This is a genomic window from Bacillus sp. PK3-067, from assembly GCF_056738645.1.
This window is the reverse complement of the sequence record NZ_CP096492.1, coordinates 63,315-79,611: the sequence shown is the minus strand read 5'-3', so window position 1 is coordinate 79,611 and position 16,297 is coordinate 63,315. Positions and strand designations below refer to the sequence as shown.

20 protein-coding genes and 1 pseudogene are annotated in these 16,297 nt (G+C 35.2%); 18 read left to right on the top strand and 3 right to left on the bottom strand.

The window, feature by feature from the left end; all coding sequences use genetic code 11:
- Positions 1-431: 431 nt before the first annotated feature.
- Both M1D73_RS29675 and M1D73_RS29670 read right to left on the bottom strand, forming a co-directional pair.
- Positions 432-621: pseudogene (locus M1D73_RS29675) on the bottom strand (hypothetical protein).
- 445 nt (positions 622-1,066) lie between these two features.
- Positions 1,067-1,255: a hypothetical protein gene (locus M1D73_RS29670; protein WP_098770398.1), complete on the bottom strand. Its 189-nt coding sequence runs from the start codon at positions 1,253-1,255 to the stop codon at positions 1,067-1,069.
- 110 nt (positions 1,256-1,365) lie between these two features.
- Here M1D73_RS29670 and M1D73_RS29665 point away from each other — a divergent pair, with 110 nt between their 5' ends.
- Together M1D73_RS29665 and M1D73_RS29660 are read left to right on the top strand one after the other, a co-directional pair.
- Positions 1,366-1,995 carry a Holliday junction resolvase RecU gene (locus M1D73_RS29665; protein ID WP_336458781.1) on the top strand — a complete coding sequence of 210 codons (630 nt, stop codon included), beginning with the start codon at positions 1,366-1,368 and terminating at the stop codon, positions 1,993-1,995.
- A 137-nt stretch (positions 1,996-2,132) separates the two neighbouring features.
- Complete coding sequence (locus tag M1D73_RS29660) at positions 2,133-2,516, top strand: ArpU family phage packaging/lysis transcriptional regulator (RefSeq protein ID WP_336458782.1); 384 nt, start codon at positions 2,133-2,135, stop codon at positions 2,514-2,516.
- Between the two features lie 68 nt (positions 2,517-2,584).
- Here the strand turns inward: M1D73_RS29660 and M1D73_RS29655 are convergent, their stop codons facing one another.
- On the bottom strand, positions 2,585-3,544 hold the full coding sequence (locus M1D73_RS29655; RefSeq protein WP_336458783.1) for a hypothetical protein: 960 nt from the start codon (positions 3,542-3,544) through the stop codon (positions 2,585-2,587).
- Between the two features lie 1,056 nt (positions 3,545-4,600).
- On the opposite strand from M1D73_RS29655, the gene M1D73_RS29650 reads away from it, so the two are divergent.
- The 16 genes from M1D73_RS29650 to M1D73_RS29575 all read left to right on the top strand — a co-directional run bounded on the left by M1D73_RS29650 (position 4,601) and on the right by M1D73_RS29575 (position 16,265).
- On the top strand, positions 4,601-5,020 hold the full coding sequence (locus tag M1D73_RS29650; RefSeq protein WP_336458784.1) for a hypothetical protein: 420 nt from the start codon (positions 4,601-4,603) through the stop codon (positions 5,018-5,020).
- 356 nt (positions 5,021-5,376) lie between these two features.
- Positions 5,377-5,574, top strand: a complete 198-nt coding sequence (locus tag M1D73_RS29645) for a hypothetical protein (RefSeq protein ID WP_098213109.1) — start codon at positions 5,377-5,379, stop codon at positions 5,572-5,574.
- 218 nt (positions 5,575-5,792) lie between these two features.
- Positions 5,793-6,011, top strand: a complete 219-nt coding sequence (locus M1D73_RS29640; protein ID WP_243341502.1) for a hypothetical protein — start codon at positions 5,793-5,795, stop codon at positions 6,009-6,011.
- Positions 6,012-6,301: 290 nt separating this feature from the next.
- Positions 6,302-6,877, top strand: coding sequence for a recombinase family protein (locus tag M1D73_RS29635; protein ID WP_098213108.1), 576 nt, complete (start codon positions 6,302-6,304; stop codon positions 6,875-6,877).
- 829 nt (positions 6,878-7,706) lie between these two features.
- Positions 7,707-8,465, top strand: coding sequence for a phage terminase small subunit (terS, locus tag M1D73_RS29630; RefSeq protein WP_100655123.1), 759 nt, complete (start codon positions 7,707-7,709; stop codon positions 8,463-8,465).
- Complete coding sequence (locus M1D73_RS29625) at positions 8,462-9,691, top strand: PBSX family phage terminase large subunit (RefSeq protein ID WP_121868652.1); 1,230 nt, start codon at positions 8,462-8,464, stop codon at positions 9,689-9,691. Before terS ends, M1D73_RS29625 begins: the two co-directional genes overlap by 4 nt.
- Positions 9,692-9,703: 12 nt before the next feature.
- Positions 9,704-11,128 carry a phage portal protein gene (locus M1D73_RS29620; RefSeq protein WP_121868651.1) on the top strand — a complete coding sequence of 475 codons (1,425 nt, stop codon included), beginning with the start codon at positions 9,704-9,706 and terminating at the stop codon, positions 11,126-11,128.
- A gap of 73 nt (positions 11,129-11,201) precedes the next feature.
- Complete coding sequence (locus M1D73_RS29615) at positions 11,202-11,969, top strand: phage head morphogenesis protein (RefSeq protein ID WP_121868688.1); 768 nt, start codon at positions 11,202-11,204, stop codon at positions 11,967-11,969.
- A 74-nt stretch (positions 11,970-12,043) separates the two neighbouring features.
- Positions 12,044-12,775, top strand: a complete 732-nt coding sequence (locus M1D73_RS29610; RefSeq protein ID WP_121868650.1) for a DUF4355 domain-containing protein — start codon at positions 12,044-12,046, stop codon at positions 12,773-12,775.
- A gap of 116 nt (positions 12,776-12,891) precedes the next feature.
- Positions 12,892-13,737, top strand: coding sequence for a phage major capsid protein (locus M1D73_RS29605; RefSeq protein WP_000116908.1), 846 nt, complete (start codon positions 12,892-12,894; stop codon positions 13,735-13,737).
- Positions 13,738-13,779: 42 nt separating this feature from the next.
- Entirely contained in the window at positions 13,780-14,091 is a 312-nt protein-coding gene (locus tag M1D73_RS29600) for a head-tail connector protein (RefSeq protein ID WP_070179327.1), read from the top strand.
- A gap of 8 nt (positions 14,092-14,099) precedes the next feature.
- Positions 14,100-14,432, top strand: coding sequence for a head-tail adaptor protein (locus tag M1D73_RS29595; RefSeq protein WP_086404356.1), 333 nt, complete (start codon positions 14,100-14,102; stop codon positions 14,430-14,432).
- A complete protein-coding gene (locus tag M1D73_RS29590) occupies positions 14,407-14,814 on the top strand; it encodes an HK97-gp10 family putative phage morphogenesis protein (protein ID WP_070179329.1) in 408 nt (135 codons plus the stop codon). The genes M1D73_RS29595 and M1D73_RS29590 overlap by 26 nt, the downstream gene beginning before the upstream one ends.
- Before the next feature lie 5 nt (positions 14,815-14,819).
- A complete protein-coding gene (locus tag M1D73_RS29585; protein WP_121868649.1) occupies positions 14,820-15,182 on the top strand; it encodes a hypothetical protein in 363 nt (120 codons plus the stop codon).
- Between the two features lie 14 nt (positions 15,183-15,196).
- Positions 15,197-15,790, top strand: a complete 594-nt coding sequence (locus M1D73_RS29580; protein WP_025967168.1) for a hypothetical protein — start codon at positions 15,197-15,199, stop codon at positions 15,788-15,790.
- A gap of 46 nt (positions 15,791-15,836) precedes the next feature.
- Positions 15,837-16,265: a hypothetical protein gene (locus tag M1D73_RS29575; protein ID WP_070179332.1), complete on the top strand. Its 429-nt coding sequence runs from the start codon at positions 15,837-15,839 to the stop codon at positions 16,263-16,265.
- The last annotated feature ends 32 nt before the right edge of the window (positions 16,266-16,297 follow it).

Here is a 16,297-nt window from a genome sequence, read left to right as displayed (position 1 = left end):
ACGTTGGGATTATTGGAATCAGAAAGGAGAAATATGGGTTTCGGATTTACTGGCTATGGGCACTAAATAAAAAAATGGTCCTTACTATTACGTAAGAACCCCATAATCACAGAAAAAGAGTCGTATGTGAAACCAAGTAGGAATCACAATAATATTTTAACATCTAAATATATAGTTGTCTATACATCAAGTTAAACAAAATGGTTATTAAAACGAAGGAGCCCTAGATTTAGGGATCTAGGGCTTCTTGTGTCGGTATAACTCACACAATTTTATGAAAAGAAAAGAACTTACTGAAGATAACACATAAATGTTTCGTAAATGTATCAAAAAAGTGAACAAAATAGTTATTTGAATGGAAAATGACAGCTGAAATATTAAAAGCGTATCAGCTGTCACTAAAATAAAAATTCATTTTTATTAGTAGGTTTTTAGTTGGTATTTTTACTCTTCTTAGAAGAAATTGTACCAAAGATTGCTCCGGACATTGCGCCGATTAAAGTCATAAAAATTGCACTCCATACTGTAAATGACATAAATACACCTCCTAGAAATAAATTATTGTAACTATTTAAAACTATTGCTTCTTATTCTTTTTAATAGAAATGATAATTGCAACAACTGCTAAGAAAATAAGAGGAGACCACGAAAAGAAAGACATTTAGTATTCTCCTTTCAATATTAGTTTTAAATATTTTATAAACCAATTATTACATGTTTATAAATTGAACATATAGGATATGTAATATTGCATATGGAATTGTAGGATGTGAAGAAGCGCAGAGGATAGTTAAACAAAAACACTGTTTTAATAGAGAATATTTAACAGGACCCGATTAGGGGGACGGGTCCTGTTAATGGAACGATAGATCTTTATGGGATTACCAACAGATTACCATAAAAGGTAATTAATTTCCATTGATTGGGTGTTGAGAAAGCTTTTTATAAATGCTTTGTTTTACACACCAAAGCAGCTAGCCAAATTAGCTAACTGCTAGGTTCTCCAAGGGGGAACAAGGAGAAAATCTGATGTCATATACATTATTGACGGAATATTTAATTTTATTCACGAGAAATTATATTCTGAAATTTGGATTATGATAGTCGATATTCTCCATATTGACCAGAAAAGAACTAAAAGTTCTAGTGAAATTCCAAGGGTTCTTTTCTTAGTTTTTTGAGATTCTTTTATCAAATAGCCAACAGCACTAATTGCTATAAGAATGAAAAGAATAAGTTCGAGTGTAACTGGCATTCTATCTACTCCTAAAAATAAGTTTGTATATAACGATTATAAGATATTTTAATGATTGGTTGTAAAAAATTCAACAAAATAATCCTTTGAATAGAAAGCGAGGAATAACAGTGGGACAAGGAAACAGAGGTATGGCATTTGAAATGCTTATTAATCTAGCGAATGATATGTATCAAAGAGGGGGAGTGGCGCTTATTAACAAGCGTCCGACTCCTGTGAAGGTGTTAAAGAGCAAAGGTAGCCGTGTACTAAATGGATTCTATGAAGCAAAGAGCACAGTAGACTATGACGGTGTATATAAGGGACGAGCTGTAGCATTTGAAGCGAAGTCTACAGAGAAAGATACACGTTTTGATTTAAAGAACATTGCACAGCATCAATTGGATTACCTGGAGAAAGCGGAGAAGATGGGAGCGATATGCTTCTTCCTTATAGAATTCAGTAAGGATAAGTCAGTATTCGCAGTGCCACTATCAGTCATTCAATCTTATGTAAGGATGTCTCATCAACCGAAGGGCAAGAAGTCTATACCAAGAGCAGACTTTGATATTTATGGGTATTTAGTAGAACAGACAGAACGGGCGCCGATTGATTACTTGCAATATGTTGACGAAGTAGTAGCACCAGTCATGTTTGATGGAATGATTCAACTTGATCAGGACTATCAAAAGGTAGCGAATAATATTGAAGCAGCAAAAGAGAAGATGGCCAACAAGAAATGTAAATTATTAAGGGTTTAATGGATAACGGAACCTTGCAAGGTGGATGGTGGGGACTATTCGCTATGCATGTTTCCCTTATTTAACAAAGAGATAGTAAAATTTCACGTACCTTATGAGTTGTTAAAAAGACAAATTTAGAAATAGGGGGATTACAGATGGAGCAATTAGCATTCTTTCCAGAAATCAATGACAAAACGCAAAAAGCAATCGAAAAAGAGGTAATTAAAGTATTAAAAGATTACCGTGCTTTAAAAATTAGAATAGAGAATCAGCAGGAAAATGATCGCGAAGGAATCAACTTATTCCCTGAAATCAGAAATACAAAGAAGATTAGTGATATTAAGTTCAGACAGATTAATAAGGCGCTCCAGTATTGTTTAGATGAAGATGAAAGTAAAATCATCGAAAAAAAATATTTGAATAAAAAGAAATTAAAAGATGAGGCTATATATGATGAGATTGGGTTGTATAAGAATGCGTATTATGCCAAGAAGAGAACAGCGTTACGTTTAATTGCTATATCATTAGGGATGATTTAATTTACAAAGAGAAGAATCAAAGATTCTTCTCTTTGTAAAAATACATAATCTTTTTTGAATGTTATGCTTTAACTTTTTTCCTGCTTATCCTGTTGTTGAAACATTAATTGCATTCGTTGTTCTCTCTTATGGTGAGATTCAGGTGCACCAATTACAGAACCGGTATTGGTTAGTAAATAGTTAAAATCCCATTCGTTATTTTCGTTATAGAGAAATTGAATTTTTTTAGCGTCTAGTGTCTTATGGAACTCATTGGCCTTTTCAACAGTCTTGATTATATTTTCTTCTAAAATAGCTGTTAACACCTTATTGGGTTCGTTTGTCTTGACAATCAATTCAATTTCAAAATCCCCTGGTATTAAGAATATATATGTAATAGGTGTATTTTTAGGGACATAGTATTTATTCATCGAGAAAATAGCTTGTTTTATAGTTTGGTAGGCTTTAGGTGCAGTATTATCGATTACATTGTCAATTAATTTATCAATTAATTTATCACCAATTTTTGTAACTAAGGATGAACCAAGAAATGCCGTAGTAAGCGTTATTAGCATTTCGGGATCAGGAAGTATAGATTTTCTAATAAAATTATTTATCTCACATTTTTCCACTTGATTAATTTCTTGTGTGAATTTTGTATAGTCCTCATCAGAGTTGAAGTTTATACGATCGACAGATATTTTGAGGTTGGAAGAAAGCTCAGTTTGTTCCCGTTGATTAAAAGGCCTATTGTCATTTTGCGACGATTGTACAATAGCAGGTGATCCATCTGGTAGGGTTATTTCTGAATAACTATCAAAAAACTCTTGGGTTATAACTAATTTGTATTCACCATCTTCCATTTTTTCTACTTTTCCATCAATTACTTTTCCAATAGGAGGTAAAGTAGTGTCATGTTCTATTAGGAGAGCTGGCACAGTTTCGCTTTTTTGGAATTCTTCTGCCAACTTGTCTAAGGCTTCTTTAGTAATTTTCATTCCATGACCGTCAACATGAGTTGTAGCAGCGATAGCTTGGCTTTTCGTCATAATTATTAACCTCCATTTGAATTAAAATTAAAATATTAAGAACGAGAACATTCTTAATATTCAATAATAATATTATACGATTGTTTTATTTAATTGTAAAAAAACAGGAGAAAAATAGGACGAAATTAGATCCTTTTTTAGGTAACTTTGCAACTCAAATCAACGGTAAAGTTAGTATCAGAAGGGGGACACAATCCCTTCTGGTGCCAGCATTCCACCAGGAACGAATGCACTCGGGAATCTCCGTAAAGTGTTATTTAGCTGAAATGTAAGTAGGCGATAACATGATGCACTCGTTTGCGGGGAGGTTCACTGCGGGGCGAGGAGATAAGAGTTCTCCAAATTTTTATTGTATTTATCAATCAGTTCGGAATGCGTCCTCTGGGTTGATAATAAATATAAGTCTAGTTTCTTTTATTATGTCGGTTCTTGAAAATGGAATGGGGGTGGTTGCTCATGATTGAGTGACACTTGCATTCTAAAAAGCTAAAAAGTATACGTATCTCGTACATTAGTAATTACCCATGATTCTTATTAATGACCAAAACGAGGGCAAAGAGTTCCACTCTTTGTTTGAGCCAATACAGCGGAAACATTCCCCTTCCGTCCCTCTAGTGTATTGGTTCAAACAAGGCGTCGGAAGAAACATATACGTCTTGATATAATAATTCCAGCTATATAAATAACTTGGTCAGCTAAGGCCCTGCGACAGCCTATGTATTGACCAGCTCTATGGAGTATAAACGAGAAGGTCTTTTCCTTCTCCAAGCAACCGAACACGATAACCAGGATAGCCAAAGAGCTAAAAATCTGAGCCACATTGTATGTATCGGTTATTTTGAGAAGGTTGAGAGTACTCAGCCTTGATCTAAGAGGAAATTTTTCCATTTGTTTTCTCTCTTTTCTCCCATCCCCTTGAAAGCTGTCACTTCAGTGATGGATTTTGTGTTTTCATAGATGAAACCAATTAGGTTGAGTGTTGGAATTTTACCGTGGTATTATAAATGTAGCTTGGGGATTTTGTAAGAAAAATACAATTTGAGGAGAAGATGACCAATGGAAAAGTATAATAGCGAAGTTAAAAATGGGGAATTGTTGAAAGAAAATGAAGTGCTTGCTAATTTAATAAATGCTACATACTACTTAGAAGGGCAGTTTATGTATACTGCAACAGAAGAAGTGAAACGAGAGTTGGTTGAAAGAGGATATTTTGAGGGTATTGATAACATGAGATTTACTAAAAAAACAATAGAGTTGTTAAATGATTTTTATAAAGAACATTCAAAGGATTTTATGAGAGTACTTAGAAGACTTAAGGTGCCAACGAAATTTGTACTTATTGAAGATATATGTAAAGAATCAGCGATGGATAAAAATAACGTCATTTTTCTTATGAAAAAACTAGAGGAAGATGGAGAAATACGGATTAGTGCTAGCACTAACTGGGATGAAAAAGTTAAATATCTTATTGATTAAGCATCCATAACGGGTGCTTTTTTCTTTGTTATATAGAAATTACACATTAAACATACATTTATATGCGTGGTTACTACACGCTAAGGAATAGTAATAAAAAGATGAGACCGATGAAACTATATAAAAACCAAAAGAATCCTAAGATGGGGAATGTTTTATGGAATTTAATCATGGTAAACCTCCTTGGGTATATAGAGGATTATAATATATCGTCGGTCTATATAGAAGAAAAAACAGAAATTGGTACATGCTAAACGAGAGTCTGGAAAAAATGGACATTTGGATTAAAGGATTCTATATAAATAGGTAGAATCTAATTATTTGGTTCACATTTTAATCCAAGGGGTACAAATTCGATGCGACGTGAAAAGGATTTGTTGAAACAATGGAAGGCGGATTTGCAAGCTGTTCAAGAAGAGAAGAGATTGAAGAAGAAGGCTAAGAAAAAGAATAAGAATAAGAAATATAGTATTCCTGGTAATACAGCTGAATTCATGGATGGCAAGAATACTTATCGTAAAGAGAATGGGGTATGGAAGCAAAGAAATAAATAATGTGAGGATAAATAAATTTGATTAAGTTTATAACAATTATCGTAGGCGCTGCCGTGATCTGGGTGGCGTCTTGTTTGCTGTTAAGGAAAGATAAGACGTGAGATAGACTTGCAAATTGAAATATTATTAGTTTGAAACATAGACTAGTAAACAAACTATTTCTGCTTTTTAATCATAGAATATGATGAATTCTATTTTTAGAGGAGGGAATCATATCTATGGGATGGGATAATAATTTTGGACATTCTCGAGATTGTAATAGATTTTGGGATGATTTAGTATTTTGCGGTTGCGGCCGTAGACGAAGAAGAAACGATTTTAACGACTGTCATTGTAGACGTGACTGCGATTGTGATGAGTGTCGTCGTAGACGTAATCATGACCGCGATCGTGAGCATGAACATGGACATGGACATGGTGAGCATCGAGAGTGGTAAATTCTTTTGAAAGAGTGCATATCTTAATCGCACTCTTTTTTATTATGTTTTTATTAGTACTTATTAATTCTAAGAATACAGTTTCAATTTGATTTAATACCTAACAAAACAAATGAACATAATGAACGAAAATAAATGTTCTACTTAACTGTCTAAAAGTTGACCCTTTTGTACAGTTGAAATGTATAGGGTAAAAACTTTGTAAACAGATAGTTGTTAATGTCTAAAAGATAGTCTAAAATAAAAGTATATAATTCTTAAGACTTTTAGACTATTTTGAGGTGATTTGGATGGCTATCGTTGGTTATGCAAGGGTGAGTACAAAAGATCAAAACTTAGATGCACAAATTGAAAGGTTAACAGAATATGGATGTGAAAAGATATATTCTGAAAAGTACAGTGGAGCTAATAGTGATCGGGAAGAATTACAAAAGGCATTAGAGTATATGAGAGAAGGAGATAAATTTATTGTTTGTAAAATAGATCGTTTAGCCAGATCAATATTTGATTTGCATAAGATTGTAAATCAATTAGCTGATCGAGGAATAGCGGTGGTGTTTCTTAAAGAACAAATTGATTTTTCAACGCCTGCAGGTAAATTGATGTTTACTATGCTAGGGGCTATTGCTGAGTTTGAAAGGGATTTAATTAACGAAAGAACAGCTGAAGGAAGAGAAAGAGCTAAAGCAATGGGCAAACATATGGGACGTAGGGGACAGGATGAAAAACAGGTAAAGCAGGCTATGAACTTATTCTTTAATAGGAAAGAGAATGGTTTGAGTGTAAATGATATTTCAAAAATGACGGGAGTTCCGCGTTCTACTATTTATGCTAAAGCCAAAGAATTAAAAGAGGAGGAATCATGATGGAGAAATATGAACAGCTACGGCAGGAATTTCGAAGTAGAAGTAAATAATAAAATAAAAAGTAGCGAATCCGCTGCTTTTTATTTTATAAAGAAGTAACTCTAATGATTGCTTATTTATGGTAATATGAATGAAAAAAGATGGTGGATGAATGGTAGTAGGATTAGGTTTCATTGTATTAGGAGTTTTAATTATCGGTATAACTACGTCCTATATAATAAGGAAACATGGAGGTATAAGTTGGATAGAAGTCCTTGTATTTCCTATAGGTTTAATTCTCTGTATGATACTCGGACACTTTGAGTTACCAGAGTTTTTAATATTAATAGGATTAGTATGTATTGTATTAGGTAGCCTTATGACAATGGGGATCAGTATAATATAGAAAATTTAAGTGAGAGAGCATCTAAATTAGGATGCTTTTTTTTACAAAAAAAGAACCTGCAAACCTGCAGATTCTCCTGATAATGATTTATGGAGCAAGACCCGAAAATATAATACAATAATTCAAAAATGAGTTCAAGTAATTTAAAAGAACCCGCTGGAGTTCGGGTCCTTTCAGAAGTGATGATGTATTCTCGGCTTGGGAACTGAGAAAAACACAAAAATATAATACATCGAGTTTTAGAGAATTTCAATACTTATAGAAAAAAAGGAATCCCGAAAGATTCCTTTTTCTAATTCCGATATATCTTAATCACATATAAGTAAAGACATAAAATATTATATAACAATAAATATATTTAAACAATAGGTAATTTAATGTTTACCATAAGGAGTAGCTAGGCAAGTTACTTCCTATTATATAGAAGGTGGTGGGTGATATGAAGTGAAACAAAAACACGAGTTAGCTCAAGTAGATTACATGCAAGGTATGAAGTACAAGGAACTGGCTGAAAAATATGAGGTCAGTATTAATACAATTAAGTCCTGGAGAAAAAGGCATGGTTGGAATCGAAAGAGGGTGCACCAAAAAGATGAAAAAGGGTGCGCCCAAACCAAGAAAACAGGTGCACCCTTTGGCAATAAGAATGCGGTGGGGAATTCGGGTAACAAGAACCCTAAATGGGGTAATAAGAATGCTGTGGGTCATGGCGCTCCAAAAGGGAACCATAACGCTATGACGCATGGATTTTTCCGCAAACACTTTCCAGAAGATGTGGCGGATTTAGCTGCTGAAATCATGGAGAAGCATCCAATTGATATGTTATGGGAAAACATAACGATTCAATACACAGCTATTATTAGAGCACAACGATTGATGTTTGTTAGATACCAAGAAGATACGACGAAAGAACTACGCAAGAATAAAGTTACAGAGGGTGGATTTGAAGAAGAATGGGAAATCCAATTCGCTTGGGATAAACATGCAACATTCCTAAACGCCCAATCCAGAGCAATGAGTACTTTATCCTCTCTTATTCGAGACTTTGATAAGTTAGCTAATATAGATGATGAAAGACGTGCTAAATTGAGTCTGATGAATGCTCAAATAGACAAGATTAGAAATGAATTAAAAGACGAAAATTCAGCAGAAGACAAAATCGGTCAATACTTGGATAAGTTAGAAGGTGCGTTTAAAAAATGAGCATGAATGAGCTATATAACAAAAAGCAACAACAAGTATTGAATTACGTTTATAACAATGATTACTTCATGTTAATACAGCATGGAGCTAAACGTACTGGAAAAACAATCTTAAACAATGACTTGTTCCTTGCTGAGTTAAGACGAGTAAGAAGAATTGCTGATAATGAAGGTGTAGATTTACCACAGTATATATTGGCTGGTGCTTCATTAGGTACATTAGCAAAGAACGTATTGATTGAACTCACAAATAAGTATGGCCTGGATTTTCAAATGGATAAATATAATCGTTTTAAACTATTTGGAGTGCTTGTTTGTTGTACTGGTCATTCTAAGATAAGTCATTTAGATACTATTCGTGGTATGACTGCTTATGGCGCTTATGTGAATGAAGGTTCTCTTGCTAATAAAGATGTATTCGATGAAATTAAATCACGCTGCAGTGGTGAAGGTGCTCGTATATTAGTCGATACAAACCCAGACCATCCGGAACATTGGTTGAAAGTAGATTACATCGATAAAGACGACAACGTAACAATCAAAGCATTTCAATATGAATTAGATGATAATACATTCTTAAATGAAAGATACAGAGAGCGTATTAAAGCTTCTACTCCTGAAGGAATGTTTTATGAACGTAACATAAAGGGATTATGGTGCAGTGCTGATGGAGTTGTATATAAAGACTTTAATAAGGATGTACATTATATAGAAGAAACTGATCTAAAAGATATTGAATTCACGAAATACTTTGCTGGTGTCGATTGGGGTTATGAACATTTTGGGTCCATTGTTGTTATAGGAGAAGATGATGAAGAAAATCTGTATTTGCTTGAAGAGTATGCGAAACAACATGAGGAAATAGATTATTGGGTAGGTGTGGCCAAAGACGTGAAAGAACGTTATGGAAACATCTTTTTTTATTGTGACAGTGCAAGGCCTGAACATATAAAACGATTCAAACGAGAGGGATTACGAGCAAGAAACGCTGATAAATCTGTCTTATCTGGTATAGAAATGGTTGCAAAGTACATCAAAACAGAAAGCTTCAAGGCTGTATCTGAGTGTGTGGAGCGATTTAAGAAAGAAGTATTCATGTATGTTTGGAATGAGAAAACAGGTGAACCAGTGAAGGAATGGGACGATGTATTAGATGCTGTCCGATATGCTATTTATACAGAGAAAAGTGAAAATAGAAAAGCAAGAGCTGTTAAATCAATTTATTAAGGAGGTGAGACGATGTTTGAACACTATATTCCGTTGCTGGATGAACAAAATGGAGAGCCTACATCAAAGTTACTAAAAAAAATTATTGATGAGTTTGAACCATTAAAGCAACGCATGATTAACAGGTACGAGCGATACAAAGCAAGTGAAAAGGGTGTGCCTATCTTTACTCGCGAGTTTAAAGGTGATGGTAATAAAGATAAGGTTAACAATAAGCTAAACAATGACTTTTTTTCTGAAATTATTGATACAAAAATCGGTTATATGTTTGGGTTGCCTATCTCATACAGCTTAGATCATGAAGATGATGAAGTATTGAAACGTATTCAGGACTTTTTAAAAGCGAATCATACTGAGGATGCTGACGCAGAAACAGGGAAGTTCGCTTCTATTTGTGGATACGGAGCGAGACTACTGTATCACGATAAAGAAGGCATCGAAAAGGTTATGAATATCAAACCTTACGAAGCTATATTTCTTACGAATTCAAGCATTGCAGAACCTAAATACGCTATACGCTGCTATCCAATCAAAGTAATTGATGGCGATGATTTCAAGGATGGTTACAAAGTAGAGTTTTACAATGAAACAAACATTATTGAGTACACTGGTGAAGATTTAGATAAGTTAACAGAGACTGAACGTATTCCTAACTTATTTAAAGGTGTGCCACTTATTGGGTTTCCTAACAATGAAGAATTACAAGGAGATGTAGATAAAGCTATATCACTTATTGAAGGTTACGACCGTTCGTTTTCCGATGTAAACAGTGAGATTGAACAGTTTCGTCTGGCTTATATGATCTTTAAAGGCGTTGATATAGATGATGATACTATCGAGAAGCTAAGACAAACTGGTGCTCTTGATGTAGGTGAGAATGGTGAGGCTTCTTTCTTAACTAAGGACCTTAATGACAACATCTTAGAACACCATCTCGACAGATTAGAAAAGAATATATGCCGTTTCACAAAGCATGTGAACCTTTCTGATGAATCATTTGGTGGTAACCTTACTGGTGTTGCTATTCGTTATAAATTATTAGCTTTAGAAACGAAATCAGGAACGCTAGAAATGAAGTTTACTAAGTCACTGCGCCAACAATTCAAGTTATTGTTTGACGCTTGGAACTTACGCTCAAATAAAGGAGAGCTAGACTACCTTTGTATGACGTTCCAATTCACGCGAAACCTTCCAGCTAATTTAGCTGATGAAGCTGATGTGCAGTCTAAACTACAAGGTTTAGTAAGCGAAGAAACACGGTTATCTATGTTATCTGTTGTTTCTGATCCGAAAGCGGAGATACAGAAGATGCAGGAAGAAGAGGCTGATTCCATGAATCTCGACAAGGTAGGTGAGCCTAGTGGAATGGGACAAGAAGCAGAAACACCTCCAAAAGATAGAGGACGAACTGGAAAAGGCGATTCTCTACCTGTATAAAGATGCTTTAGAAGAAGTCAGAGGAATACTGGCTTTTTATTATGCTAAATATGCGTTAAATGAGCAGTTGAGTATGCAAGAAATGCGCCGATTTAATCGATATAAGAGCATGCAAAGTGAACTGCAACAAGTAATTAATGAAATAACATATGAGAAAAAGAAAACTCTCAATGAAACGCTCTCCAATCAGTATGGAGAGTCTTTTTATTATACGAGTTATCTCATCGAGAAAGAAGTCGGCGTGGCTCTTTCGTATGGTCTTCTTGACCCGAACGTCATTAGACGAGCGGTACAAATGCCAATCGATAAAATGACACTCAATCAAAGGTTAAGTACACATCGAGTACAGATAGTTAACCGAATACGCAGAGAATTATCTATCGGCCTTAGAAAAGGCGAAGGATATGCAACAATGGCAAATCGGATTAAGCCGATACTTGATGGTGATGCGAAGAAAGCTCAAATGGTCGCTTGGACAGAAAGTGCTAGGGTGCAAAACTTAGGTACTTATGACAGTGCTTATCACGCTTTTGATGAAGGTGTATCAATGAAGAAGATTTGGATTTCTACATTAGACAAACGTACGCGTCCTACTCACCAAGCAGCAGATCATCAAAAAGTACCGTTTAAAGGATTATTTAAAGTCGGTGGTTATAGTTGCGAATATCCACATGATAGTAATTTACCTGCTAAAGAAGTTGTACGATGCCGCTGTACTTTCATTACTGAGGTAGCGGATGTTAGCCCATTTGTTGAGAGAAGGGCCAGAAACCCAACTACAGGTAAGAATGAGGTTATTACTGCAGTTAGTTATGAAGAATGGAAAGACTCTCTTGAATAATAAAAAACACTTGAGGGCTTATAGATTACGAACTTAATAGGGCGTAATTATAGGAACTCAGAGGAGGAATAATAATGAAACAATTACAAAAGCAAGCGGAAGTACAGTTTTTAAAAGAAAGAGAACTAGCAAGGTTACCGTTACGTTTATCAAATCTGCAATTCTTTTCTGATCCTGCAATACCTGCAGATGAGACATTACAGAATGAACAAACATCACCTGCGGATGATATAAAAGATTCACTAGTTGAAGAGCAAAAAGAACCGCCAGTTGGTGAACAAAAAGAACCGAAATTAGATGATGCAACAAAAACATTTATTGAGAAGATGGTACAATCAGCAGAAGATAGAGTTCGCTCTAAATATTCGAAAGAACTGAATGCAACAAAAAAGGAATTAGAGAACTATAAAACCGCTTCTATGACTGCCCAAGAGAAAGCTGAATATGAGATGAAGCAACTTCAGGAACAACTAGAAGAGCGAGAAAGAGTACTTCATCAGAAAGAAATGCAGAGTGTTGCATCAGATGGTTTATCAGCGGTTGGATTGGATCTTAAATTTGTAGATTTTGTTATTGGTTCAGATGTAGAAGATACAAAAGTTAGGGTGTCAAAGTTTAATGATTTATTCTCTACTGCATTAGAAGTAAAAGTGGCTGAAAAGTTTAAAGCTGCTGGTCGGGAAATCCATGTTAGTGGCGGAACTGGAGGGGGATTTACAAGAGAACAAGTAAATTCAATGAGTCAAGCTGAAATTAATGCGAACTGGGCACAAATTCAGAAGGATATGCGCAATTGGGGTAAGTAGCACTAGGGAAGTTAAGTGATTTGAATGGTACAGTCAAAAAATATAAAACGAACAAAAGAGATTGCTATTTTAGTAATCTCTTTTGTTATGGAAAAACATTAAGGAGGAATTAATATATGTCAGTATCAACTTTTATTCCAACAATTTGGGAAGCACGCTTGATGGCGAACTTCCACAAGCGTTCTATTGCGGATTTAATTACAACAACGCCAACGAAAATCGAAGGTAATAAGATTATCTTTAATCGTGTAGGCGCAGTAAATGTAAAAGATTATAATGGTACAATCGAATGGGATGATACCAACCCTTCTAAAGTAGAAATTAATATGGATCAACAAAAGTATTTTGCTTTCAAAGTTGATGATGTAGATGCAGTTCAGGCTGCTGGAGATTTAATCGACCCACATACACAAGAGGCAGGAGCGGTACTTCAGGAAACCGTTGATACATTCGTATTAGGGCTTTATAAAGGCGCTCATAAAACTCATACAATTGGGAGTGACTCTAGTCCAATTGAGTTATCGCCTAAAAATGCATATGATTACATTGTAGACTTAAATACGATTTTAAATATTAAAAAGGTTCCTAAAACTGAACGATTCACAATCATCAATTCTCAGGTTTTAGGTTTATTATCTAAAGATGACCGCTTTACTAAGCAACCTGTTGTTTTAGAAAATGGTATTGTTGAAGGACAGATTATTAATGGATCACAAATCGTTGTATCAGAAGAAATTCACGGTACTGGTGGTAAGTATAAAATTTTAGGTCTTCATAAGTCTGCCATTGGATACGGGACACAGTTAACTGAAACAGAGGCACAACGTCTGCAAAATTCCTTTGCAGATGGTATTCGTGGTCTTATGGTTTATGGTGGGGATATCCTTCGTCAAGAGTCAATAGCGGTACTTACAGCTACAGTTACATCAATTACTCCGGAAAAACCAGGTGGAGGGGCTTAATAAGCCTTCTCCATTTTTTCTTTTACGTAAGTAGGTGATTAGATGGAAGATATGAAAGCAGAAATTTTAAAACGTGTAAAGCTACAAGTGCCTAATGTAAGTAATGAAAACGTATTAATAAGCATTGGAGATACAATGTTTATGGTTGCTGAGTACACCAATAGAAAGATTCCTGAATTTCCTCCTGCTTATCCAGGTATTATCGCTAAAATGGTGGTTCATCAGTATATGGAGCAGGAGAGAGAAGGGAAGAAAAGCGAATCATTAGGCAACTATTCTGTTACTTATGATGACGTGGGAGATTATCCAGCAAGCATCACGAAGGGGCTGAAAGTGAGGTTACGTATTCGATGATTCAGTGAATGATTCGCAAGTTTGGAAAAGATGCTACAGTACTTCGCAACGCTGGTTTTGATGATGGACCATATCCAATAGAAGAATGGAAAGAAATCAATACTGTTAAAGGTGTATTGGATGCAATCCAAGGGACAAAGGATGCTCGCAATAAGAAAGTAGAAGAGAAAAGCACACATTTCTTTTACTGCATGCTTTTCGACGTAACTATTCAAGATAGATTAGTTATCGATAAGAAGGTATACAGCGTTACTTATCCGGGCGATCCAATGAATGCGGGTAGATTCTTTCAAATAGAATTGGAGATGTTGCCATATGAGCATGAAATTTCAATCAAATAGAGCCGCTGTTATGGCAAGACATTTGGCTGCAAAGAAAGCAGCTCATACTGCTATTGGTCAATTTGTATCTTCTAAAGCTAAATTACTTGCTGCTGTAGACACTGGCAATCTAAGAAGAAGCATTAGTTCTAAAGCAGAGCAAGAAAAAGTTATTATCGGTACTTCTGCTGATCATGGAATTTATGTTGAGAAAGGAACAGGAATTTTTGCTGTAGACGGTGATGGGCGTAAAACTCCTTGGATGTACCGTGACCCTAAAACAGGGAAGATGGTTAAAACTCAAGGGCAACATGCACAGCCTTTTCTTAGACCAGCAGCAGAGAGCAATAAACCGCAAATTACACAAGTTGGCACGCGAACCTATTCGTCGTTAATGAGGTAGATAGCATGAATGACTTTATAAATATATTACACAGTGAATTAAAACAAATTGATAAAGAAACGTATTATGGAATCGCTAAAACAACCGCTGTAATGCCTTATTTGGTGTACACGGTTAATGATGATAAAGAACCATGGGGAAGAAAAAATATCATGCTTACAATTGATATTTACGGTACTTCTGCTCATCTTGCTCAAATAGACGAACTGATTACGAAACTAGAAAGCAACCTTCATAGAAATAGATTAAGCAGCGCTGAATTTGGTGCTGCTATTTCTTATCTTTCGAGTCAGAAAGTACCTGATTCAGACCCAAATATCATACGCAAAGAAGTGCGGTTCATTTTACGAACTTATTTTAAACAATAGAAAGGGTTGATTATATGGCAGCTCCACAACCAAAACCAGAAAATGTTCTCTTTGGAGACTGGGGGGCATTCTTCTTTAATTACGGAGAAAAAGATGAACTACCAGTAGGTGCCACACAAGGTGGTGGTTCGTTTAAGTATGAACCAGAGTTTAAAGAAATTGAATATGATGGTTCTCCTGGTGACACTATGGGGATGAAACGTATTACGAAATCAAAAACTCAAATCAGTTTTAAAACACTTGAATTCCTTGATAAAGATAAAATTAAAAACTTTATTGCTGGATTAAAAGTTTTCGAAGAAACCGTTACGAAAGACGGAAAAACTATCAAATACGATGTAATTGAAGCAACGGAACGTCTTACGAAAGAAAGCTATCTTAAAAATGTAGCATGGGTTGGTGAAACTTTAGGTGGCGATATCGTTGAAATTATCGTATATAACGCACTATCTGACGGTTCATTAGAACTAGGATTTGAAAATGAGAGTGAAGTTGTTCCAGAAGTAACATTCACAGGACATCGTGATCCAGAAAACATTCGAAAAGTACCATGGAAAAAACGTATTTTAACAGCGACAGAAGTAGCTAAATTAATACCAGCAGGTTAAAGAGTAGGGACAATCCCTGCTCTTTTTATTTTAAGGAGGAATAAATGTGACTATTGCAATTCAAGAAAAAGAATACAAAGTGAGACAAATTCATGGCGGAGATTTATTTTCTGTAGTTCGTATTTTGAAGAAATCGAAATTTAAGGTTGATATTAACTTACTTAAAGATTTAATGATGGGCGTACGAAATAAAGAAGGGGCAACACAAGCAGATGTATTAGCTGCACAAGAGACGTTCGGTTACGACATCATTATGAAGTTTATCTTTGGATTAGAAGAGGCTGAGCAAGAATTTTTCGAGTTCATTTCTGATCTATTAGTGTGTGAAGATGAAAACGGTAAAAAAGCATCCCCAGATTGGGAAACAATACGAACTTTAAATCTAGAAGAGTTAGCGAAGTTGTTTACTGCAATTAAAAACTCAGAAGTTGGACTGGTTAAGCTTTTTTCCAATGCGGTGAACTTGATGAAATAGACTTCATCGATACCTTAGCTTCTCGTTATCCG